The organism is Aestuariivita sp. (assembly GCF_049276915.1).
Taxonomy (GTDB): Bacteria; Pseudomonadota; Alphaproteobacteria; order Rhodobacterales; family Rhodobacteraceae; genus Aestuariivita.
Genome location: NZ_JBASXK010000098.1, coordinates 1 through 21,080, shown reverse-complemented (window position 1 = coordinate 21,080; position 21,080 = coordinate 1). Strand labels below are relative to the sequence as shown.

Below are 21,080 nucleotides of genomic sequence, written 5' to 3'. Positions count from 1 at the left end.
TCACCCCGATGACATCGCTGCACCGCCCTGTGTCTGGAGGGTGGTCATGCTGAAGCATCGTGGTTTTCCGGGGCGTCTGCCTGGAACAGACTTTCAGTTCGTCATCCGTCGCGCCAACCCCAAGGGTGTAACTCCGCTTGTGCGGCGCGAGCGTTATGCGGATCGCAGGCCTGCCGACCGGCGCGCGGACGCCGCGTTCATGGCGGCCCTCTGGAATCATTTCGGGACCGAACCGTTCGAGCGCGGGAATCTCGATGCTGGCCGGTTGTGCTGGCTGTTCGAGCGTGAGGTTGTTCCGGCGGAACATCCCTTCGACGTCGCCAGCTATGATGCATTGCTCAGGATTGATGAATCCGTTGCGCGCGCCTCTTTTCCCGAGTCGGTGACGTGATGATCGGCGAATTTCTGCATATTTCCGGCGCGAACTGGCGCAAAATGGCTCAAACCGCCATGGGTTCAGATAAACTGTTGGTGCGAGGCGAGTCGATGTGCAAGCTTCTACCTGCAGGCGAAACTGCCATCCCAGTGACGTTTGCAAAGTACCTATTCCGTACCCCTTCCCTAGGCGGGCAGGACAGTGGGCTTGCTGCTGACCTGCCCGTCATTTTCTTGTGTTTGCTCCGCCCCCATTGTGGTGCGCGTAGAATTGCTCATTTGGTTTCTTGTGATGAAAATCGCTTGCGTGGCACGCTGGCTGTGTCATCGCTTTTGTCATCAGGCATTGAACCAAAAAAAGGATGGGCGGAATGCAACGTTCAAGAATCTGGGTGGCTTTGGCACTCATTGGCGGGTTGGCGGCATGTGGCGACACGACGGGCGAACAGGCCCTCATCGGTGGTGCCGTCGGTGCGGGCACCGCGGCGGTACTCAACGGCAACCTCGTCGCGGGTGCGGCCGTTGGCGTGGCGGGCAATGTGCTCTACTGCCAGCAATATCCAAGCCGCTGCTGATCCCCGACACCGGGGTCTGACCGGGTCTGACCCCGGGACCTTTACACTTCAAACAACACGCACTGTGCGCAGACATTGTTTTGCGCGCAGTCTTTCGCGTTGCTCACTTCCAAAGACAAAGGACGTTCCATGTTCAAGAAGATCCTGATCGCAAATCGGGGCGAGATTGCCTGCCGTGTTATCAAGACTGCCCGCAAGATGGGTATCACGACCGTCGCCATCTATTCCGATGCTGACAAACAGGCGCTGCATGTGGCGATGGCCGATGAGGCGGTCCACATTGGCCCACCGCCTGCCAACCAGTCCTATATCGTGATCGACAAGGTTATGGAGGCGATCAGATCCTCCGGGGCGCAAGCCGTGCATCCCGGCTATGGATTCTTGTCCGAGAACGCCAAGTTCGCTCAGGCGCTGGAAGCTGCGGGTGTCGCCTTTGTTGGGCCGCCCGTGGGCGCAATCGAGAAGATGGGCGACAAGATCACGTCCAAGAAGATCGCGCAGGAAGCCGGGGTATCGACAGTGCCCGGTTACATGGGCCTGATCGAGGATGCGGATGAAGCGGTGAAAATCTCGGGTGAGATCGGCTATCCGGTGATGATCAAAGCCTCGGCCGGTGGTGGTGGCAAAGGCATGCGGATCGCCTGGAATGATGAAGAGGCGCGCGAAGGTTTCCAAAGCTCCAAGAACGAAGCGGCGAATTCATTCGGTGATGACCGCATCTTCATCGAAAAGTTCGTCACCCAGCCCCGCCACATCGAAATTCAGGTGCTCTGCGATGCCCATGGTAACGGTATCTATCTGGGCGAGCGGGAATGCTCGATCCAGCGGCGTAACCAGAAGGTTGTCGAAGAGGCTCCGAGCCCGTTTCTGGATGAAGCAACCCGCAAAGCGATGGGTGAACAGGCCGTCGCTCTGGCTCAGGCCGTCGGATATACAAGCGCAGGGACCGTCGAGTTCATCGTGGATGGCAACAAGGATTTCTTCTTCCTTGAGATGAACACCAGGCTTCAGGTGGAGCATCCGGTCACCGAGTTGATCACAGGTGTTGATCTGGTCGAGCAGATGATCCGCGTGGCGGCAGGTGAAAAGCTTTCGATCACACAAGCGGATGTGACGCTAACGGGTTGGGCCATCGAAAACCGGCTCTATGCGGAAGATCCCTATCGCAACTTCCTGCCCTCAATCGGACGTCTGACCCGGTATCGCCCGCCAGCAGAGGTGGCGGCTGGCCCCTTGCTTGACAATGACAAATGGCAAGGGGATGCCGCCGCAGGCGCGGTTGCCGTACGCAACGACACCGGTGTTTTCGAAGGTGGCGAGATCAGCATGTATTATGACCCGATGATTGCCAAACTCTGCACCTGGGCACCGACCCGAGGTGAGGCGATCGAGGCGATGCGTGTGGCGCTTGATAGTTTCGAAGTGGAGGGTATCGGTCACAACCTGCCTTTCCTGAGCGCTGTCATGGATCATCCCAAGTTTGTGTCCGGCGACATGACCACGGCGTTCATCGCCGAAGAATATCCGGATGGTTTCGACGGCGTGACACTGAACGACGCGGATCTGCGTCGCCTTGCGGCATCCTGCGCCGCCATGCACCGCGTGGCCGAGATCCGGCGCACCCGCGTGTCTGGACGCATGGATAATCATGAGCGCAAGGTCGGCACGGATTGGGTCGTTACGGCGCAGGGGCAGCGATTTGATGTGACGATCGCCGCTGATCATGATGGATCGACGGTCACATTCGAGGATGGCAGCGCTCTCAGGGTCACAAGCGGCTGGGTGCCCGGTGCAACGCTTGCGCATGTGAATGTGGACGGTCACACATTGGTGCTGAAGGTCGGCAAGGTGTCGGGCGGCTTCCATATCCGCACACGCGGGGCGGATCTCAAGGTTCATGTTCGCACGCCCCGTCAGGCTGAACTGGCCGAAAAGATGCCCGAGAAACTGCCCCCTGATACCTCAAAGCTGTTGCTCTGCCCGATGCCCGGTCTGATCGTGAAGATCGATGTGGAAGTCGGTGACGAGGTTCAGGACGGACAGGCGCTGTGCACTGTCGAAGCGATGAAGATGGAAAACATCCTGCGGGCGGAACGCAAAGGTGTCGTGGCCAAGATCAACGCTGGGCCCGGCGACAGCCTTGCCGTGGATGATGTCATCATCGAGTTCGAGTAGTCAGAGCCATGCCCGGTCACCCTAATCTTGACCTTGCCGTTCTGTGGAAGGACGGGGCAAAAGTCGTTGCGCCCCGTTCCCCGCGTGGCAGGTTCGGCGTCAGGACGACTGGTCTTGCGGTGATGCAGTCTGAGGCTGCATCCTGTCGTTGCGAGGACTGCAGGGTTGCGCTGCTGCGACTTTGTCCCGGTGATCAGCCCTGTACGCGGCGTTCGCGGATTTCACGCTTTCGCAGGGGCATCTTGTCGATGGAGCGTCCCAGTTCACGCACGGTCCAGGGAAACGGTTTGCGCAGGTATATCGTGCCATCCTTGTCCAGCAGAACCAGCATGAAGCCGCGAGGGCGCAGTTTCATGCGCAGCGGCGACTCGGCTTCCGGATCGGTATCGGTGATGACGACGACGTCACGATCATCCAGATCCTCGATGCGCGATCGCAAAAGTTCCATCTGTTCAATGTATCTTGGATCAGCCTCAGTGTCGGCAAAGACGACTATTGGGCGTTTTGTCCATAAAAATTCGCTCAAATCCGACTGGCCGGCGGGACGGATGATGTCGTGCGTCGGTGTTGCGTCGACCTCTTCGGCCCAGGCCGAGAACGGTATTAATACAGCCAAAACAACAGCTAGAGTGTATTTCATAGGGCCTCCTGTTGACCCTGATATAGGCCCGAATTTTCAGAATGCGACAGCTTGTGCGCGCTGCTCACGCATTCTTTGGAAAGTTAATCGCTCTGTCAGGAGTGCCTGTCAATGATCGTGCCATTCCCCACGATACAGCCGTTCGGGGCGGCGATCTGGCAAAAGGCACAAAACCTGATGGACGTGATCCTGCATATCGGCGCGCATCGCTGCGCGTCTACCAGCTTTCAACATTACATGCGGGCCAATTCCGGCCTGCTGCAACAGGGTGGAATCGGCTTTTGGGGGCCTTTGAGAACCCGCTCGGGTCTGTTTCGCGGAATTCAGCCCGGACCTGAAATTCGGCTGAACCGCAATCTGACTGGCCGTGCCATCGGTCGGGTGCAGTTGCGCTGCGCACAAAGCGCCAACAGCGGAACAAGGACGCTGGTTGTCAGTGATGAAAACATGATGGGCAGTATGCGCGCCAATCTCCGTCTGGCAGAGCTTTACAGCGGCGCCGGTGAGCGCATGTCGCGGTTTGGCGAGGCATTCAACGGATATGTGACCGATGTCGTGCTGAACATTCGCAGCCTGGAAACCTATTGGAGTTCCACCCTCGGTTACAACGCGAGCAAGGGGCGCGGCCTTCCCCGGGCGGGGCTGTTGACCCGTCTGGTCAATGCTCCCCGATCCTGGCGCGATGTCGTGACGGATATTGCCAGAGCGATCCCGCACGCCCGCGTCAGGGTTCTGCCCTTTGAGAGCTTTGCAGGTGCTCCGGATGCGCAGCTGGCTTGCCTTGTGCAGGGTCCGGTGCCGCGAAACGGGGCATTGGTTCACATAAACCCATCGCCAACGCTGCCTGAACTGCGCGCGATCTGTGATAGAGCTGACAGCAACTTGCCCACGGTCGATGGCGCGTGGATGCCGTTTTGCGAAGCTGACCGCGCCATTTTGCGCGAAACATATGCCGATGATCTTTTTTGGCTTGCCGGCGGGGCCGATGGCCTGGCCGAGCTGGTTGAATTTCCGGCGCTCTACAAGACAGGGGAACACCTGTCGCAACCTGACATGACAAGAGGAAGACATGATGACAAGCGACACAGAACAGTGGCGCGCTCTGGCCGAGAAAGAGCTGCGCGGCAAACCGGTTGAGGACCTGAACTGGACGACGCTGGAAGGTATCGAGGTCAAGCCGCTTTACACGCAATCGGACACCGATGCTCTTGATCATCTGGGCTCGATCCCGGGCGCGGCACCATATACGCGCGGCGTCAAGGCGACGATGTATGCTGGCCGTCCCTGGACCATTCGCCAATACGCCGGATTTTCCACGGCCGAGGAATCAAACGCCTTTTATCGCCGTGGCCTTGCTGCCGGTCAGCAGGGTGTGTCGGTGGCTTTCGATCTGGCCACCCATCGCGGGTATGACAGCGACCACCCCCGCGTTCAGGGCGATGTTGGCAAGGCTGGTGTGGCCATCGACAGTGTCGAGGACATGAAGATCCTGTTTGACGGCATCCCGCTGGACAAAGTGTCTGTCTCGATGACGATGAACGGCGCGGTCATTCCGATCCTGGCAAATTTCATTGTCACGGGCGAGGAGCAGGGGCATGACAAATCCCTCCTCGCCGGCACCATTCAGAATGATATCCTCAAGGAGTTCATGGTGCGGAATACCTATATCTATCCGCCGGAACATTCGATGCGCATCGTGGCGGATATCATCGAATATACATCGGATTACATGCCCAAGTTCAACTCGATCTCGATCTCCGGCTATCATATGCAAGAGGCCGGGGCGAACCTGGTGCAAGAGTTGGCCTATACGCTGGCTGATGGCCGCGAATACGTGCGCACCGCGATCGCGCGTGGCATGGATGTGGATAAATTCGCCGGACGTTTGTCGTTCTTTTTTGCCATCGGCATGAACTTCTTCATGGAAGCCGCAAAGCTTCGCGCGGCACGTCTGCTGTGGCATCGCATCATGTCCGAGTTTGACCCCAAGGATCCCAAGTCAACGATGCTGCGCACCCATTGTCAGACCAGTGGTGTTAGCTTGCAGGAGCAGGATCCCTACAACAACGTCATTCGCACCGCTTACGAGGCCATGGCGGCCGTGCTGGGCGGCACGCAGTCGCTGCACACCAACGCGCTGGATGAGGCGATTGCGCTGCCGACGGATTTCAGCGCGCGGATCGCGCGCAACACACAAGTGATCCTGCAGGAAGAGACAGGCATCACCCATGTGGTCGACCCGCTTGCCGGTTCTTACTATGTGGAAACGCTGACCCATCAATTGGCCGAAGAGGCCTGGAAACTGATCGAAGAGGTCGAAGAGATGGGCGGCATGACCAAGGCGGTGGCCTCGGGCATGCCCAAGCTCAGGATCGAGGAAACAGCGGCAACCCGTCAGGCCATGATCGACCGCGGTCACGAGGTGATCGTGGGGGTCAACAAGTACCGCAAGGACAAGGAAGACCCGATCGACATCCTGCAAATCGACAATGAGCAGGTGCGCGAAGGACAGATCGCGCGTCTTGCCCGGATCCGGGCGGAACGGGATGACGCCAAATGCATGGCTGCTCTGGATGAACTGACACGGCGCGCCGGTGAAGGCGGCAATCTTTTGGACGCGGCGGTAGAAGCGGCCCGGGCCCGGGCTTCGGTGGGAGAGATCAGTATGGCGATGGAAAAGGTATTCGGGCGGCACCGTGCCGAGGTCAAGACGCTCGCGGGTGTCTATGGAGCGGCCTATGAGGGGGACGAGGGCTTTGCAGAGATCCAGAAGGACGTTGAGCGCTTTGCCGAGGTCGAGGGGCGACGCCCCCGCATGCTTGTGGTGAAAATGGGTCAGGACGGGCATGATCGTGGTGCCAAGGTGATCGCCACCGCTTTTGCCGATATCGGCTTTGATGTGGATGTCGGGCCTTTGTTCCAAACCCCGCAAGAGGCTGCACAGGATGCGGTGGACAACGATGTGCATGTCGTCGGGATTTCATCGCAAGCAGCGGGTCACAAGACGCTGGCCCCACAGCTTGTGCAGGCTTTGAAAGAGGCCGGAGCCGAGGAGATCATCGTGATCTGCGGCGGGGTCATTCCACAGCAGGACTATCAGTTCCTCTATGACAATGGCGTCAAGGCGATCTTTGGCCCGGGCACCAATATCCCGGCAGCTGCCCGCGATATTCTGCGCATTATTGGCGAGGCCCGGGGATAGGTTTGCAAAATCAGAGGCGTCTAGGGGCCTATCTGCCCCGAATAAGGACAAAAGCATGATGGAACTGGACCATATTGCGGTCGCTGGTGCGACGCTTGCCGAAGCAACCGACGCGGTCGAGGCGGCCTTGGGTGTCTCTTTGCAGGCAGGGGGAGAGCATGATGTTTTTTTCACTCACAACACGCTTTTGGGTCTTGAAGATGGCCTCTATCTTGAGGCGATTGCGATCAACCCGGCAGCACCCAGGCCAGATCGCCCGCGTTGGTTCGATCTTGACCGGTTCAGCGGCCCGCCCCGCCTGACCAACTGGATCTGTCGCACTGATGACCTGGAGGCGCTGTTGCCGCGGCTCGCAGATGGGGTCGGGTCTGCGGTGCGTTTGCAGAGGGGCGATCTGCGCTGGCAGATGGCTGTCCCCGCGTCCGGTTGTTTGCCTTTCGACAACCTGCATCCCGCGCTGATCGAATGGGGTACGGATCTGCATCCGGCCCGTATGTTGGCACCGTCCGCCTGCCGGCTCCGGCGCTTGGTTGTCGTGCATTCGCTGGCCGATGAGCTAAGTCGCCTGATATCGCCGTATCTGATGGATGAACGTTTGGTTTTCGAGACCGGAAAAGAGCCTGCGCTGATGGCAGAGTTCGACACAGCTCATGGCCGGCGATGGCTGCGCTGAAGATACGGGAAGCATTGCCTTGCGATGCATCTGCCATCTGCGCGATTTCCAACGCGCTTATCCGTGGCAGTCTTGTCACCTTCACAACGCTCGAGCGCAGCATTGAGGTGACACAACAGACTATTCGGTCTGCAAACGGCACATTCCTGGTCGCCGAGGAGGCTGGCACGGTCGTTGGGTTTGCCAGCTATGCTCCGTTTCGCGCAGGGCCTGGCTATGTCCATACCAAAGAGCATTCCATTCAGCTTGCGGCGCAGGCACGCGGCCGCGGCATAGGACGTGCTTTGATGCAGCAGTTGGAAGAGGTTGCCCGGGCCAACGATGTGCATGTGCTTGTCGCCGGGATCAGCAGTGCCAACCCCGCCGGCGTGGCATTTCACGCGCGCCTTGGTTTCGAGGCGGTTGGCCGTCTGCCGGAAACCGGGCGCAAGAACGGGCAATGGCTTGATCTTGTCCTGATGCAGAAAATCCTGCGATCTGGCAATGACTTCCGGGGCGCAGACAGATAACCTGCGCCCCATGTCGATTTGGACGCGTATATCGGATGCCCTTCAGGCTTTGGCTCAGGGCGAAAGCCTGAGCCAGGTTTTCGACAAGCTTCGCACGCCCCCTGAACGCAGTGTGGCGTTCGCCATCGCCGTTGTGGCACTGGGAGCCAAGATGGCCAAGGCGGATGGCCAGGTAACCCGGGATGAAGTGACAGCATTTCGTGATGTCTTTGAAATCGCTCAAGAAGATGAGGCCGGCGCGGCGAAGGTCTTTAATCTTGCACGTCAGGATGTGGCGGGATACCGCGAATACGCGTCGCGCATAGGGGCGATGTTTCGCGATGATCCGGCCACGTTGAACGACCTTCTGGAAGGCCTGTTTCACATCGCTATGGCGGATGGGTTCTACCACCCGGGCGAGGATCGCTTTCTGGAAGACGTGGCCGAAATCTTTGGCCTGTCTGGAAACGAATACCGCGCGATCCGTGCGCGCTTTGTCCCCGATGCCGAGTTGGACCCCTTCACGGTTCTGGGCGTAACACCGCAAACCCCAATGGAAGACATACGCACGGCCTGGCGACAGTTGGTGCGTGACAACCACCCTGACAGGATGATCGCGCGGGGCGTTCCAGAGGAGGCCGTGCAACTGGCCCAAAAACGCATGGCCGACATCAACCGGGCCTGGGATGAGATAAACGGCGCTGCGGGCTGATGCGGCTGGTGACCTATAACATCGAATGGTTTTCATACCTGTTTGATGACGACAATGAGCTGTTGATCGATGATCAGAAGTCTGGCCGACACGGGGTGACCCGCGCTCAGCAGATCGAGGCGATTGCCAAGGTGCTCGTGGCGCTGGACGCTGATGCGATCATGGTGATCGAAGCACCCGATCAAAGCCGCAAGAGGGATACGGTGGTCGCGCTTGAGCGGTTCGCGGCTGCATTCGCCTTGCGCGCGTCGCGTGCCGTCATGGGATTTCAAAACGAGACCCAGCAAGAGATTGCGTTGATGTTTGATCCGCAGCGTTTGTCAGCCCGGCATGACCCGGTTGGCGATCAGACCGGAAAAAAAGGCAGCCAGACTGCGCCTCGGTTCGACGGCACGTTCCGCATAGATCTGGATATCGACGCGACTGAGGATTTGGTGCGCTTTTCCAAGCCTCCGCTCGAGTTGGCTGTAACGACCAAATCGGGGCATGAGCTTCGCCTGATCGGTGCGCATCTGAAATCCAAGGCACCGCACGGTGCCCAGTCTCATGATGAGGTCATGCGCCAGGCTATCGCCAACAGACGCAAACAACTGGCGCAGGCGATCTGGTTGCGCGCGCGCGTCGAGGCACATCTGCAAGAGGGCGCATCGCTGATCGTGATGGGGGATCTGAACGATGGCCCGGGTCTGGATGAATATGAGCATCTCTTTGGCCGCTCATCCGTTGAAATCATCCTGGGGCCAGCGGAGTCGGATCTGTCGCTCTATGATCCGCATGCCCGGTTCGCGCTTCAGCGTCGGCTGGGTGCCAGCCCAACCACAGCCCGCTTCTTTATCGACCACGAAAACCGTTTTCTTCAGGCGCTTCTTGATTACAGCATGGTGTCCCCTGACTTGCGTGCCAGAAATCCCGAGTGGCGCATCTGGCATCCGTTTGATGATCCTCAATGTTGGAGTGAACCGGAGTTGCGCGAGGCCTTGCTCACGGCCTCGGATCATTTCCCCGTCGCGCTTGATATTGATGTCTGACCTTAAATTCCCAGTTCAGGCGACCTATATTGGAAACATGAAGCGATATGTTCTGCCATTGATGCTTGTGTGTGCTGCGCCAGTCATGGCGCAGGATTCAGAAGATGCGCCCGGCCTGATGGAGCGAGGCGCGCAGATGTTCCTGGAAGGACTGCTGAAAGAGGTGGAACCGCGCCTTGACGATCTGCAGGGCTTTGCCGATCAGGTCGGACCGGCCATGCGGGGCTTTTTCGAGGAGATGGGACCAGCGCTTGGCGATCTGATGTCCAAGGTCGAGGACTGGTCCGTCTATGAACCGCCCGAGATTTTGCCCAACGGGGATATCATCATCCGTCGCAAACCTCAAACGCCTGAGGCTGACCCCGAGATCGGTCAGGAGGCACCAACAGACCCGATCGACCTTTAAGTGGGAACCATGCGCACGCGCACTTCGGCTTCCAGCGATGCGGCAAGCGACATCAGCCGGGCTTCGGCCACTTCTCCGTATAGCGCGCTGGCGGCCTTTGGGATGCGCAGTTCCAGAATGCGTTTTTGCGGAAACCATTTGAACTGACCCATGGGGACATCTGGTTGCATCCAGAACATGGCCCCAAAGCGCATGGCCTTGCCCAGGATCTCGGCCTGAAGAAGCTCTTTTTCCTCCAGCAGATCATACAGATCTTCAAACCGTGTGCCTTCACGGCGGTTGCGATAGCGGTGAAGCAACGACAGCCCGAGGAAAACGCGTTCAGAATGTTTGAGGCCACCCAGATTCGCGCGCGTCGCGTTGTCAAAGCATGTCTCGGCCCGGTAATCGGGATGCGCGCGCCAACTGACATCATGCAGCAGGCAGGCGGCCTTGATCAGCCGCAGGCGGGTCGGTGGAGCCGATTTGAACAGTGGCAGAACAAACTCGTAAAGGGTCTTGCCGAAACCGGGCAGGCGCGCATCTTTCGCTTCGGCAAAACGGCAAGCTTCGACCAGAGGATCACGATCACGCAGGCGCTGAGGCATTTGTTCATAGAGCATGCCTTCCCGGATGCCATAGCTGGACACGGCGATGTCCTTGGGGCGGAAAGTCCGCAACAGGCGTTTGAGAACCTCGGTTGCATACGGCACCAGCGACATCCGTGCGGATGAAATGCCACAGGCCAAACGCAGGACTTCCGGATCGCTTTTCTCGATGTATTTTGTCGTCGCCGCGATGGATGTCGCGGTCATGCGATACTCGTGCAGCACGTGGAGCGGATAGCCGCGACGCTCCATGTCAATGCGCGCAATCGCGCGCCATGACCCGCCCACAAGGAACAGGCGGTCCCGTTGCGGTCCCATGCGTTCTGCAAGGCCTTCCAGCACCGCTTTGATATGTGTTTTGCGCCCCGCCTTGCCGCCTTTGATCGCTTGGAGTTTCAGTGGTCCCAGGCTGGAGGAGACACGGCGTCCGACACGGCCGTCACGTATCTCGGCCAGTTCCATGGACGAGCCGCCAATGTCACACACAAGGCCATAAGCGCCTGGCCAGCCCAACAAAACGCCCTGGGCAGAAAGGCGCGCTTCTTCTTCGCCATCAATGACCCAGATTCGCAGACCGGTCTCGCGTTCGACCTCGTCGCGAAACGCCTGACCGTCATCGGCATCGCGCACAGCCGCTGTCGCCACCGCTGTCAGCGGCGGAAGGTCCATTCCCTGCGCCAGCAACTGGAAGCGCCGGATCGCGGCCAGTGCGCGTGCGCGTCCTTCGGGGTTGAGATGGCCGGTTTCCGACAGACCAGCCCCCAGAGCGCACATGATTTTTTCGTTATAGAAATAGGCCGGGCTGCGGGCTGCGCCGTCAAAGACCACCATGCGAACCGAGTTCGATCCGATGTCGATAACGCCAACGCGCGACAGCGCTCGCGCAGACGGATCGTCAAACAGAGGGCGGCCAAATGGCCCCCAGTCCTGCACCGACGTCTCTGACATGTCGTTCATTCTTCCCCCAGGATCCGTCTCCGGCCTGCGCGGACACCATGGGCAAACGAGGCCGCGGGGTCAATCTTACTCCTCGGTATGCGTCAGTTTGGGCACATCCGATGCGCCCGCCGAGCCGCGCCCCGAAAGTGAGGGGTTTTCCATGAAAAATCTGTGGCAACTAAAGGCAAATTCGCCTTCTGGCACCTGTGCGCGAGTGAAACTGCCGTCGGGATTCATGATCCAGCTTTGCGCAACGTCAGCCAGATTGGCGGCCATGACCTGATTGACGATCTGGGCCTTGACCGTGGCATTCGTTGTTTCCACCAGTGTCTCCACCCGCCGGTTCAGGTTGCGCCCCATCCAGTCCGCCGAACTGATGAACACGCGTGCTTTCTTGGACGGCAGGCCTGCTCCGTTTCCGAAACAGACGATGCGCGAGTGTTCCAGAAACCGCCCGATGATCGACTTGACCCGGATATTCTCGGACAGACCCTTGATGCCGGGGCGTAGCCCGCAGATGCCGCGGATCACAAGGCTGATTTTCACACCGGCTTGTGAGGCTGCGTAGAGGGCGTCGATCACCTCGCTGTCGATCAGAGAGTTCATCTTGGCCCAGATTTCAGCCGGTTTGCCTTCCCGTGCATAGACGGTTTCCGCGTCGATCATCTCAAGCAGGCGCTGTTTGAGTGAGACCGGAGAAATGGCAAGATTTTCAAGGCTGTCGGGCTGCGCATAACCTGACAGATAGTTGAAGACCTTGGTCGCATCGCGTCCCAGCACCGGATCACAGGTGAAAAAGCTCAGATCGGTGTAAATCCTTGCCGTGATCGGGTGGTAATTGCCGGTGCCATAATGCGTGTAGGTGATCAGATTGTCGCCCTCGCGCCGCACCACGGTCGAGATTTTCGCATGCGTCTTGAGGTCAAGAAACCCATAGACCACATGCGCACCCGCGCGCTCCAGCCGGCGGGACTGACGGATATTGGCAGCCTCATCAAACCGGGCCTTCAGTTCAACCAAAGCGGTGACCGACTTGCCATCCTCGGCCGCTTCGCAGAGCGCTTCGACGATCGGAGAGTTCTTGGAGGTTCGATACAGCGTCTGCTTGATCGCCACTACATTCGGATCGCGCGCGGCCTGCTGCAGAAAGCGCACCACCATGTCAAACGTCTCATAAGGGTGCTGCAACAGCATGTCTTTCTGGCGAATGGCCGCAAACATGTCTCCGTCGTGGTCCTGAACGCGTTCCGGGACGCGCGGCGTAAAGGGCGGCCAGAGCAGGTCCGGGCGGCTGTCCAGTACCAGTTCGGACAGATCCGCGAGACCCAGCATGCCGTCTATTTCGATCAGCTCATCATCGGTGACGTGAATCTGATCCATGACCAGGCTCATCAGCTTGGGCGGTGCATCGGCCGAATGTGTCATGCGGACCACTTCGCCGCGACGCCGCCGCTTGAGCGCGGTTTCAAACTCGCGCACCAGATCTTCGGCTTCTTCCTCAACTTCCAGATCGCTGTCGCGCAGGACGCGGAACGCAAAATGGTTCTTCATCTTGTAGCCGGGAAACAGGTGATCCAGTTTGATCAGCAAAAGGTCTTCCAGCGGCAGGAAGCGATGTGAACCGGGTTCGCAGGGCAGGCGCATGAAACGGTTGACCTGTCCGGGAATTGGCAACAGCGCCTGCAACGGGCGCTTGTCATGGATACGTTCCAATTGCAGCGCCAGAGAAAACCCGTTGTTGGGAAGAAAGGGAAACGGATGCGCGGGGTCAATTGCCAGGGGTGAAAGAACCGCAAAAACCTGATGCAGGAACACATCCTCAAGGTGCTGATGATCGGCATCGGTCAGATCTTCGGGGCGCAGAATGCTGATGCCCTGTTCTTCCATCTCGGCCCTGAGGCTGACCAGAACACGTTGCTGGACACGCATGAGTTTACGCGCGTCCTCACTGATCAGTACCAGTTGCTCGGCCGGGGTCAGGCCGTCAGCGGCGGGTGTGATGTTGCCCGCACGCGCCAGTTCGCGCAGACCGGCAACGCGCACGGTGTTGAACTCATCAAGGTTATTGGCCGAAATCGACAGAAAGCGAAGTCGCTCAAGCAACGGGACACGCGGGTTATCTGCTTCTTCCAACACCCGCCAGTTAAAGCCCAGCCAGCTCAGCTCACGGTTATAAAACCGGCCCGGGCCGGATATATCCAGATCCGGAAGGTCACTGGCTTCGGGGAAGGGTGATTTCAAGAAGTCGGCAAGGGTCATGATGCGCTTATGTGCGGCTCGCTGTAACAGGATTGTGACGGAGGTCAGGCGCTCAGGTTACGCCAGTTTGTCATCCACGCCAAGCACTTGGATGGCAAAGCTGCGTGTCAGGCTGCGCCCGGCACTGAGACTTGCCCGATCCAGCTGATCCACCAGCCCCTGGGCGGCGCAAAAGGATCGCTCCATTCGTTTGACGAGGTAGGGAATGACATCGGCCTTGGGCGTGATCTGACGATCAGCAAACAGCTTTGCCAGCACCACACTCAGCAAAAGATCATCTGGTGGCTCAAGGGTGGCTCGTTGGGTGCCCTCCATCCGGCTTTGCAGATCAGGCAAAGACAACCCCCAATGGCGCGTCGCACCCTGTCCGGTCAGCAACAAACGATGCCCCCCTGCAAGAAGCAGGTTGTGCAGATGAAACAGGGCGTCCTGAGCCTTTCTATCCGAAGCAATGGCGGGCACGTCCTCGATTACCATGTCCGAGGAGGCAAGCGCGGGCACATCCGCCGTCCCCAGTTGATTGGCGCAGACAATGCGCGCCCCGCTTTGTGCAGCCCAGACATGGGCAAGATGGGTTTTGCCCGACCCTGCCGGGCCACTCAGAACAAGCTTGCCGGCAGGCCAGTGGTCACTGTCTTCCACGATCGCAACGGCAAGCGCGTTTGACGGGGCGACGAAAAAATCCTCTCGCCCCAGCGCTGTTTTGCCGGGCAATTCAAAGCTCAGTTGTTCGGCCATCAGCCCTTATCCTGATCCGACAAACCGCGATACAGAAGACTGGTCTTGTATTGCTCGACGCCGAAGCGGGTAATCACGCCCAGTGATGCCGCGACTGGTACGGCTACCAGCATCCCGATGAACCCGAACAACGCACCAAACACGCTGAGTGCCAACAGCAGCCAGACCGGGTGAAGCCCGACCGAACCGCCCACCAGCTTGGGTGTGAGGAAGTTGCCTTCCACCACCTGGCCAATGGCAAAAATCCCCGCAACCATCGCCAGCGAGACCCAGTCGCCCCAGAACTGGAAAAGCCCAAGGCCAATTGCCAGGGCCCCGCCCAACAAAGCGCCCAGATAGGGGATGAAGGTGATCAGCCCCGCGACAAAGCCGACAACCAATCCAAACTGCAGTCCAACCAACATAAGGGCAATCGCGTAATAGGTGCCCAGGATCAGACAGACGGTGCCCATACCGCGGATGAAAGAGGCAAGCGTGTCGTCGATCTCACCGGCCAGTCGACGGATGACAGGCGCATGATCGCGTGGCAGCAGATCGTCGATTTTGGCGATCATTCGATCCCAATCCAGCAGCAGATAGACGGCGACAACCGGGGTGACGACCATCAGCACCACGACGTTTATCACGGAGAGCGCTGAAGACAGAACTGTCTCGAGCAGCTCGCCGCCCTTCGAGCGGATGGTTTCGCCAATTGTCAGCAAGGTCTCGTGCAGGGCAGAGCCTTCAATCAGAACCGAGGGCATCTGCTCGCGAACGAACATCTGTAGATCACGAAAGAGAGCTGGTGCCAGATTGAAGAGCTGAACCGCCTGTGACAGCAGCGTCGGAATGACCAGAAGCGCCATGATGATAAAGATCATAAGGCTGGCAACTGTGATCAGTCCCGTAGCCGCCATGCGCGACAGACCCAATCGTTCCAGCCGGTCTGCGACCGGATCCAGAAAATAGGCGATGGCCCCGCCAATCACAAAGGGCAGCAACACATTTCCCAAGAACCACAGAGCCAGCGCAAAGATCGCGGCAGCGATGCCCCAGTAAGTCAGCTGAGCGCGAACGGGAAGCGCCATATAATGCTCTCTCCTCTTTTTTACCGCATGGCTTAGCCCGAAACGGCATGCAAGTCGAAGCTTGTATCATCCCATAGGCAGGTTTGTTCTTACTGGATTGTTTTGCAAAATCAACGTGCCTCACCCATTTAACAAGGCGCTGTCAGTTTGTATTGACATAATCGAATGTCAATCTAAACTTACAGTACGAGAATCCGATCCCCATGGCAGGCTGTCCATGTCGGAGAGGGTGGGTGTGATGGCGGGAGCGAGACCGATCTAAATGCCTCAAAAAGCAACATTAACAGCCTGAATATAGGAGGGGACAATATGTCCAACAACGATCCTGATAAAGTCTGGCCAACCGGCCTGACTCTGAGAGAAGCTGAGGAAGTCCACAGCTATCTCATTGATGGCACACGAGTTTTCGGCGTGATCGCCCTTTTGGCTCACGTTCTCGTGGCCGCAACAACACCTTGGTTGGGATAAGGGGGCTGTCATGAACAATTCGAAAATGTGGCTCGTCGTAAAGCCAACCGTGGGTATCCCGCTTTTCCTGGGTGCCGTTGCGGTGGGTTCGTTTGCCGTGCATGTGTCCGTGTTGACCAACACTGGTTGGGTGTCAGATTTCCTGCAAGGCAATGAAATCGGTAGCTCGGCAAGCGCATCTCTCGCGACAGAAGGCAACACATCGCATGCGTCCTTTGATGCGCAAGCGCTGGATGGTCAGGCTGTTCTCGTGACCCTGCCAGATGGGACTACAGCACGCGCGGTTCTTGAACTGCCAAAAACACTGGCTGCGGCTGACTCCGCAATACAGCCGGACGGTTGACCAAGCGTCCGTCGCTTTGACGTCGTGATGGTCTGACCCGGCGGGGGTTCGCCGGGTCAGACCAATACACAATACGATTGCTGCGCGCTTTTGCGCGTATGGCTTTCGCTCGGGGGAGGGACCCGCATGTTCGACTACAAGGCATTTGCCTATAACCGCATCGCGCGGATAGGACCGCAGTTTCTGCCGTTTGCCGATGTTGCAACTGATGATGTCCCCTTGTCGCGCCTTTTGCGACTGTCTCTGTTTCAGGTCACCGTCGGTATGGCGCTTGTGCTCATGGTGGGCACGCTCAACCGCGTGATGATCGTCGAACTTAATGTACCGGCGTCTCTGGTGGCGGGAATGATTGCGCTGCCTTTGGTTTTTGCGCCGTTTCGCGCGCTGATTGGTTTCAAGTCTGATACTCTGACATCGGCGCTTGGCTGGCGACGGGTGCCGTTCATATGGAAAGGCTCGATGTGGCAGTTTGGCGGTTTTGCCATCATGCCTTTCGCTCTTCTGGTGCTATCGGGATATGGTGAGGCGGCAGATGCGCCGCGATGGCTGGGTCTTGGATCCGCGGCATTGGCGTTTCTTCTGGTCGGGGCGGGCATGCACACGGTGCAGACCGTCGGTCTGGCTTTGGCGACGGATCTGGTGAAGGAGGAAGACCAGCCCAATGTTGTCGGCCTGATGTATGTCATGCTGCTTTTGGGGATGGTGCTGGCGGCCTTCATCTTTGGCGCTTTGCTTGAAAACTACACGCCGGGTCGTCTGATTCAGGTGATTCAGGGATGCGCGGTCGTGACGATCGTTCTCAACTCGATCGCGATGTGGAAGCAGGAGCCGCGCGACCGTGAGCGTGCGCAGGCCATGCTTCAGCGCAAGGAAACCCCATCTTTCTCGAAGAGCTGGCGCAGCTTCATGCAATATGACGGCGCGCTGCGTCTTCTTATGGTGATTGGCCTTGGCACGTTTGCTTACGGCATGGCAGATGTTCTGCTTGAACCCTACGGCGGTCAGGTTCTGCAAATGAGCGTCGCGGAAACCACCCGGCTTACCGCGGTGCTGGCTGGTGGCACACTGGTTGGATTTGCGCTTGCCTCTTACACGCTTAGCCGGGGCGCTGACCCGCTGGCTCTGGCACGCAGCGGTGCATTGATCGGTGTGCCCGGTTTTCTAGGCATAATCTTTGCGGCACAATCCGGCGCTCTGGTTCTGTTCCTTTTGGGCACTGTGATTGTTGGTTTTGGTGCCGGTCTGTTCGGCCATGGGACTCTGACCTCGACCATGCGCCGCGCACCGCGCGAGCAGGTCGGTCTGGCCCTCGGAGCCTGGGGGGCCGTTCAGGCAACCGCCGCAGGCATCGGTGTGGCGCTTGGCGGGATCATTCGGGACATCGTTCTGCATCTTCCAATGGCTGAGACCATGTCGGCGGCTATGCCATATCTGAGTGTTTTCACCTTGGAAGCAGTGGTGCTGGTGATGGCATTTCTGCTGGCTTTGACGCTGCGAACATCACATAGGATAGACTTAAGCGCCCCCGATACTACATTTTCAAACGAGTATTCACTCGACCATAGCGCAACCGCCAAAGGGCATCCTGAGCAGAGATCTGTCTCATCCCCGGCTTACGTGCGACCACAGGAGGTAACATGACTACAGTAATCTCACGGCTTTATGCAGATGAAGCAACGGCTCATGGGGTTGTCGATGACCTCAAGGGGGCAGGTTTTCCAGGAAACACAATCGACGTGCTGGCCGCCGGTTCGTCCGCCGAGGCGATCGCTGCGACGCGAGTCAACGCATCTGATGCGGAGATCTACGCCAACAAAATGCAGTCAGAGGGTGTCCTTGTTGTCGTTCGTGCACCGTTTACGCCCTTCGGCGCGGCCCGCCGCGCGATGGAAATTGTGGACAGCACAACCTCGATACACGCTGGGGTCAAGTCCCCCAACTTCTATGCTGAAGATCGCGCGGATCCAAAACTGTTCCTGAGCGTGATGACAAATCACCCACGCTTTTTCGCAACTGATATGGGTCCTGAGTCCGCACGTTCACGCGGAACTGTCTCCGAAGGTCTGGGCTGGCGCCTGCTTTCAGAACACCGCACCAAACGCTCGGCCTCCAGCGGTTGGCATGCATCAACCAAACTTCTGCCTTTTCCTTTGCTGAAGGCGCATAAAGAGCGCAATTCGGTGATCTCGGGTGGCAAGCGGATGATGTACAACCCCGCGCCAAAATGACCTGACATCGAAACTGCTGACATACTAAGAGCCGCCCTTTGCCGGGCGGCTCTTTGCGTCGAACGGGGGTGTCTTAGTGGCAGGCGGGACGGGTGCCTGGCAGCAGAACTTTGTCAACGACGTGAATGACGCCGTTATCCGCCTGAATATTCGCAATGATCACATTGGCCACTTCACCGGTACCATCTGCAATGGTCACACCGGAGCCACCTTTGGTGATGCACAGACGCTCGGATGTCAGGAGCGGTTTGAAGAAGTTCGAACCCGTCGGGATCATTTCGGCGGTCAGTTTGCGGTCATCTACGTGATACAGCAGCACGTCTGTCAGCTGACCTTTGTTTTCTGGCTGAAGCAGTGTCTCGACGGTACCAGCGGGCAGGGCGGCAAACGCATCATTGACGGGTGCATAAACGGTGAACGGACCGGGGCCTTGCAATGCATCGACCAGACCAGCCGCAGTCACGGCGGCCACGAGGGTCGAGAAGCGTTCGTCGCCGGCAGCGATCTCAACGATGTTGGCTGCGTTGGCAGCAGAGCCCAATGTCAAGGCGGTGACGGCGGCTGCGGCCAGAGTGCGGATGGATGTCATGATTCAATCTCCAATGTCGTGTTGCTTGCCTTTCTGACAAGTGATGAGGTTTACGGGGGGCGCGGCGACATGGACCACGCAAGTCACGGCTTCGTTATCTGGCGTGTGATCCGGTCGATGCCGTTTTGCCCAATTGCCTGCATCGGCGCGATGGCTTAGACCGCTGGAACCATATTCAGATCGCCAGAAGAGAGTGCCATGCGCCTGACCCGCTATTTCCTGCCCGTCCTCAAGGAAACCCCCTCCGAGGCGCAGATCGTCAGCCACAGGCTGATGCTGCGCGCAGGTATGATCAAACAGCAAGCGGCAGGCATCTATTCCTGGTTGCCGATGGGTTTCAAGGTTCTCAAGAACATCGAAAAGATCGTACACGAAGAGCAAATCCGTGCGGGCCATATCCCGATGCTGATGCCCACTTTGCAACCTGCGGATCTGTGGCAGGAATCCGGGCGTTATGATGCTTATGGCCCCGAGATGCTGCGCATTCGCGACCGGCATGATCGCGATATGCTGTATGGCCCCACGAATGAAGAGATGATCACCGACATCTTTCGGAGCCATGTGTCTTCGTACAAGGATCTTCCGCTCACGCTCTATCATGTTCAGTGGAAATTCCGCGACGAAATCCGCCCCCGCTTTGGCGTGATGCGCGGACGCGAGTTCTATATGAAAGACGGCTATAACTTTGATCTGACCAAGGAAGATGCGCTGCACGCCTATAATCGACATCTGGTCAGCTACCTGCGCACCTATGAACGCATGGGGCTTCAGGCCATTCCGATGCGCGCCGACAGTGGTCCGATCGGTGGCGATGATACGCATGAATTCCTTGTCCTGGCCGATACAGGTGAATCCGAGGTATTTTATGACAGTGCGGTGACCGACATCCGTCTGGGTGAGCGTGACATCGACTATGATGACGTCGCCCAGTGCCATGCGGTGATGGAAGAATTCACTGCGCTCTATGCGCGGACCGATGAAACGCATGACGAGGTCGTGTTCGTCGCAATCCCTGAAGAGCGACGCCGACAGGCGCGTGGTATCGAAGTTGGGCAGATTTTCTATTTTGGGACCAAGTATTCAGATGCGATGGGTGCGGTGGTGCAAAACAGCGATGGCGAGCAAGTCGCCGTGCATATGGGGTCTCACGGGATCGGTGTGAGCCGGCTGGTTGGTGCAATCATCGAGGCAAGCCACGATGATAAAGGCATCATCTGGCCCGAAGGTGTCACGCCGTTCCATTGTGGGATTGTGAACCTCAAGCAGGGCGACGCAGAAGCGGACGGCGCTTGCGATGCGCTTTATGCTGCGATCACGGCACTTGGGCTTGAACCGCTGTATGATGACCGCAACGAGAGGGCAGGCGGTAAATTCGCAACAATGGACCTGATTGGTTTGCCTTGGCGTCTCACGGTCGGCCCGCGCGGGCTGAAGAATGGTGTGGTCGAGTTGACGAGCCGTCGGACCGGCGAAAGCGAAGAGCTGCCGCCTCAAGAGGCCGTCAAGAAGCTGGCTGCGATCTATGCGCCCCATCGGCAGGGCTGAACTGCGCTTTCTGAATTCCTGACGCGGCCGTCATGAACGGTTG

General features: G+C 58.3%; 21 protein-coding genes. 15 read left to right on the top strand and 6 right to left on the bottom strand.

Annotated elements, in window-relative coordinates:
* The first annotated feature begins 46 nt into the window (after positions 1 to 46).
* From WAO69_RS10355 to WAO69_RS10345, 3 genes are all read left to right on the top strand, one after another.
* Positions 47 to 391, top strand: coding sequence for a hypothetical protein (locus WAO69_RS10355; RefSeq protein WP_422178734.1), 345 nt, complete (start codon positions 47 to 49; stop codon positions 389 to 391).
* A gap of 355 nt (positions 392 to 746) precedes the next feature.
* Positions 747 to 950 (top strand): hypothetical protein, encoded by a 204-nt coding sequence (locus WAO69_RS10350; protein WP_422178732.1) that lies wholly within the window; start codon positions 747 to 749, stop codon positions 948 to 950.
* 129 nt (positions 951 to 1,079) lie between these two features.
* The gene (locus tag WAO69_RS10345; RefSeq protein ID WP_422178730.1) at positions 1,080 to 3,125 is read left to right on the top strand and encodes an acetyl-CoA carboxylase biotin carboxylase subunit; all 2,046 of its coding nucleotides are present in this window, start codon (positions 1,080 to 1,082) and stop codon (positions 3,123 to 3,125) included.
* 193 nt (positions 3,126 to 3,318) lie between these two features.
* Here the strand turns inward: WAO69_RS10345 and WAO69_RS10340 are convergent, their stop codons facing one another.
* Positions 3,319 to 3,765, bottom strand: a complete 447-nt coding sequence (locus WAO69_RS10340) for a DUF4174 domain-containing protein (protein ID WP_422178728.1) — start codon at positions 3,763 to 3,765, stop codon at positions 3,319 to 3,321.
* A 111-nt stretch (positions 3,766 to 3,876) separates the two neighbouring features.
* Here WAO69_RS10340 and WAO69_RS10335 point away from each other — a divergent pair, with 111 nt between their 5' ends.
* The 7 genes from WAO69_RS10335 (at position 3,877) to WAO69_RS10305 (ending at position 10,274) form a co-directional block, all read left to right on the top strand.
* Positions 3,877 to 4,902 carry a hypothetical protein gene (locus tag WAO69_RS10335; protein ID WP_422178726.1) on the top strand — a complete coding sequence of 342 codons (1,026 nt, stop codon included), beginning with the start codon at positions 3,877 to 3,879 and terminating at the stop codon, positions 4,900 to 4,902.
* Complete coding sequence (scpA, locus tag WAO69_RS10330; RefSeq protein ID WP_422178724.1) at positions 4,838 to 6,967, top strand: methylmalonyl-CoA mutase; 2,130 nt, start codon at positions 4,838 to 4,840, stop codon at positions 6,965 to 6,967. The genes WAO69_RS10335 and scpA overlap by 65 nt, the downstream gene beginning before the upstream one ends.
* A 55-nt stretch (positions 6,968 to 7,022) precedes the next feature.
* On the top strand, positions 7,023 to 7,640 hold the full coding sequence (locus tag WAO69_RS10325) for a VOC family protein (protein ID WP_422178722.1): 618 nt from the start codon (positions 7,023 to 7,025) through the stop codon (positions 7,638 to 7,640).
* Complete coding sequence (locus WAO69_RS10320; RefSeq protein WP_422178720.1) at positions 7,628 to 8,149, top strand: GNAT family N-acetyltransferase; 522 nt, start codon at positions 7,628 to 7,630, stop codon at positions 8,147 to 8,149. The genes WAO69_RS10325 and WAO69_RS10320 overlap by 13 nt, the downstream gene beginning before the upstream one ends.
* Positions 8,150 to 8,159: 10 nt before the next feature.
* The gene (locus WAO69_RS10315) at positions 8,160 to 8,840 is read left to right on the top strand and encodes a TerB family tellurite resistance protein (RefSeq protein ID WP_422178718.1); all 681 of its coding nucleotides are present in this window, start codon (positions 8,160 to 8,162) and stop codon (positions 8,838 to 8,840) included.
* Entirely contained in the window at positions 8,840 to 9,868 is a 1,029-nt protein-coding gene (locus tag WAO69_RS10310; protein WP_422178716.1) for an endonuclease/exonuclease/phosphatase family protein, read from the top strand. Before WAO69_RS10315 ends, WAO69_RS10310 begins: the two co-directional genes overlap by 1 nt.
* Before the next feature lie 85 nt (positions 9,869 to 9,953).
* A complete protein-coding gene (locus WAO69_RS10305) occupies positions 9,954 to 10,274 on the top strand; it encodes a hypothetical protein (protein WP_422178714.1) in 321 nt (106 codons plus the stop codon).
* Here the strand turns inward: WAO69_RS10305 and WAO69_RS10300 are convergent.
* The 4 genes from WAO69_RS10300 to WAO69_RS10285 all read right to left on the bottom strand — a co-directional run bounded on the left by WAO69_RS10300 (position 10,271) and on the right by WAO69_RS10285 (position 15,864).
* Entirely contained in the window at positions 10,271 to 11,818 is a 1,548-nt protein-coding gene (locus WAO69_RS10300; RefSeq protein WP_422178712.1) for a Ppx/GppA family phosphatase, read from the bottom strand. The two genes, WAO69_RS10305 and WAO69_RS10300, sit on opposite strands and share 4 nt — an antisense overlap.
* Before the next feature lie 66 nt (positions 11,819 to 11,884).
* Entirely contained in the window at positions 11,885 to 14,059 is a 2,175-nt protein-coding gene (locus WAO69_RS10295; RefSeq protein WP_422178710.1) for an RNA degradosome polyphosphate kinase, read from the bottom strand.
* 57 nt (positions 14,060 to 14,116) lie between these two features.
* A complete protein-coding gene (locus WAO69_RS10290) occupies positions 14,117 to 14,797 on the bottom strand; it encodes an HdaA/DnaA family protein (RefSeq protein ID WP_422178708.1) in 681 nt (226 codons plus the stop codon).
* The gene (locus tag WAO69_RS10285) at positions 14,797 to 15,864 is read right to left on the bottom strand and encodes an AI-2E family transporter (protein ID WP_422178706.1); all 1,068 of its coding nucleotides are present in this window, start codon (positions 15,862 to 15,864) and stop codon (positions 14,797 to 14,799) included. The genes WAO69_RS10290 and WAO69_RS10285 overlap by 1 nt, the downstream gene beginning before the upstream one ends.
* Positions 15,865 to 16,173: 309 nt before the next feature.
* On the opposite strand from WAO69_RS10285, the gene pufB reads away from it, so the two are divergent.
* The 4 genes from pufB to WAO69_RS10265 all read left to right on the top strand — a co-directional run bounded on the left by pufB (position 16,174) and on the right by WAO69_RS10265 (position 18,903).
* Positions 16,174 to 16,332, top strand: a complete 159-nt coding sequence (pufB, locus tag WAO69_RS10280; RefSeq protein ID WP_422178704.1) for a light-harvesting antenna LH1, beta subunit — start codon at positions 16,174 to 16,176, stop codon at positions 16,330 to 16,332.
* Between the two features lie 10 nt (positions 16,333 to 16,342).
* Entirely contained in the window at positions 16,343 to 16,675 is a 333-nt protein-coding gene (locus WAO69_RS10275) for a light-harvesting protein (protein ID WP_422178702.1), read from the top strand.
* 126 nt (positions 16,676 to 16,801) lie between these two features.
* A complete protein-coding gene (locus WAO69_RS10270) occupies positions 16,802 to 18,316 on the top strand; it encodes a PucC family protein (protein ID WP_422178700.1) in 1,515 nt (504 codons plus the stop codon).
* A complete protein-coding gene (locus WAO69_RS10265; protein ID WP_422178698.1) occupies positions 18,313 to 18,903 on the top strand; it encodes a hypothetical protein in 591 nt (196 codons plus the stop codon). Before WAO69_RS10270 ends, WAO69_RS10265 begins: the two co-directional genes overlap by 4 nt.
* A 73-nt stretch (positions 18,904 to 18,976) precedes the next feature.
* Here WAO69_RS10265 and WAO69_RS10260 read toward each other — a convergent pair whose 3' ends face one another.
* On the bottom strand, positions 18,977 to 19,492 hold the full coding sequence (locus WAO69_RS10260; RefSeq protein WP_422178696.1) for a fasciclin domain-containing protein: 516 nt from the start codon (positions 19,490 to 19,492) through the stop codon (positions 18,977 to 18,979).
* 198 nt (positions 19,493 to 19,690) lie between these two features.
* On the opposite strand from WAO69_RS10260, the gene proS reads away from it, so the two are divergent.
* Complete coding sequence (gene proS / locus WAO69_RS10255; protein ID WP_422178694.1) at positions 19,691 to 21,037, top strand: proline--tRNA ligase; 1,347 nt, start codon at positions 19,691 to 19,693, stop codon at positions 21,035 to 21,037.
* Positions 21,038 to 21,080: the final 43 nt, after the last annotated feature.

Bases quoted from the DNA above. Each gene is read 5' to 3' on its own strand.
- WAO69_RS10295 (WP_422178710.1), bottom strand. From the start codon at position 14,059: ATGACCCTTGCCGACTTCTTGAAATCACCCTTCCCCGAAGCCAGTGAC.
- WAO69_RS10320 (WP_422178720.1), top strand. From the start codon at position 7,628: ATGGCTGCGCTGAAGATACGGGAAGCATTGCCTTGCGATGCATCTGCC.
- WAO69_RS10260 (WP_422178696.1), bottom strand. From the start codon at position 19,492: ATGACATCCATCCGCACTCTGGCCGCAGCCGCCGTCACCGCCTTGACA.
- WAO69_RS10265 (WP_422178698.1), top strand. From the start codon at position 18,313: ATGACTACAGTAATCTCACGGCTTTATGCAGATGAAGCAACGGCTCAT.
- pufB (WP_422178704.1), top strand. From the start codon at position 16,174: ATGTCCAACAACGATCCTGATAAAGTCTGGCCAACCGGCCTGACTCTG.
- WAO69_RS10300 (WP_422178712.1), bottom strand. From the start codon at position 11,818: ATGAACGACATGTCAGAGACGTCGGTGCAGGACTGGGGGCCATTTGGC.
- WAO69_RS10290 (WP_422178708.1), bottom strand. From the start codon at position 14,797: ATGGCCGAACAACTGAGCTTTGAATTGCCCGGCAAAACAGCGCTGGGG.
- WAO69_RS10345 (WP_422178730.1), top strand. From the start codon at position 1,080: ATGTTCAAGAAGATCCTGATCGCAAATCGGGGCGAGATTGCCTGCCGT.
- WAO69_RS10310 (WP_422178716.1), top strand. From the start codon at position 8,840: ATGCGGCTGGTGACCTATAACATCGAATGGTTTTCATACCTGTTTGAT.
- WAO69_RS10335 (WP_422178726.1), top strand. From the start codon at position 3,877: ATGATCGTGCCATTCCCCACGATACAGCCGTTCGGGGCGGCGATCTGG.
- WAO69_RS10275 (WP_422178702.1), top strand. From the start codon at position 16,343: ATGAACAATTCGAAAATGTGGCTCGTCGTAAAGCCAACCGTGGGTATC.
- WAO69_RS10285 (WP_422178706.1), bottom strand. From the start codon at position 15,864: ATGGCGCTTCCCGTTCGCGCTCAGCTGACTTACTGGGGCATCGCTGCC.
- scpA (WP_422178724.1), top strand. From the start codon at position 4,838: ATGACAAGCGACACAGAACAGTGGCGCGCTCTGGCCGAGAAAGAGCTG.
- WAO69_RS10355 (WP_422178734.1), top strand. From the start codon at position 47: ATGCTGAAGCATCGTGGTTTTCCGGGGCGTCTGCCTGGAACAGACTTT.
- WAO69_RS10340 (WP_422178728.1), bottom strand. From the start codon at position 3,765: ATGAAATACACTCTAGCTGTTGTTTTGGCTGTATTAATACCGTTCTCG.
- WAO69_RS10350 (WP_422178732.1), top strand. From the start codon at position 747: ATGCAACGTTCAAGAATCTGGGTGGCTTTGGCACTCATTGGCGGGTTG.
- WAO69_RS10270 (WP_422178700.1), top strand. From the start codon at position 16,802: ATGTTCGACTACAAGGCATTTGCCTATAACCGCATCGCGCGGATAGGA.
- WAO69_RS10315 (WP_422178718.1), top strand. From the start codon at position 8,160: ATGTCGATTTGGACGCGTATATCGGATGCCCTTCAGGCTTTGGCTCAG.
- WAO69_RS10325 (WP_422178722.1), top strand. From the start codon at position 7,023: ATGATGGAACTGGACCATATTGCGGTCGCTGGTGCGACGCTTGCCGAA.
- proS (WP_422178694.1), top strand. From the start codon at position 19,691: ATGCGCCTGACCCGCTATTTCCTGCCCGTCCTCAAGGAAACCCCCTCC.
- WAO69_RS10305 (WP_422178714.1), top strand. From the start codon at position 9,954: ATGGCGCAGGATTCAGAAGATGCGCCCGGCCTGATGGAGCGAGGCGCG.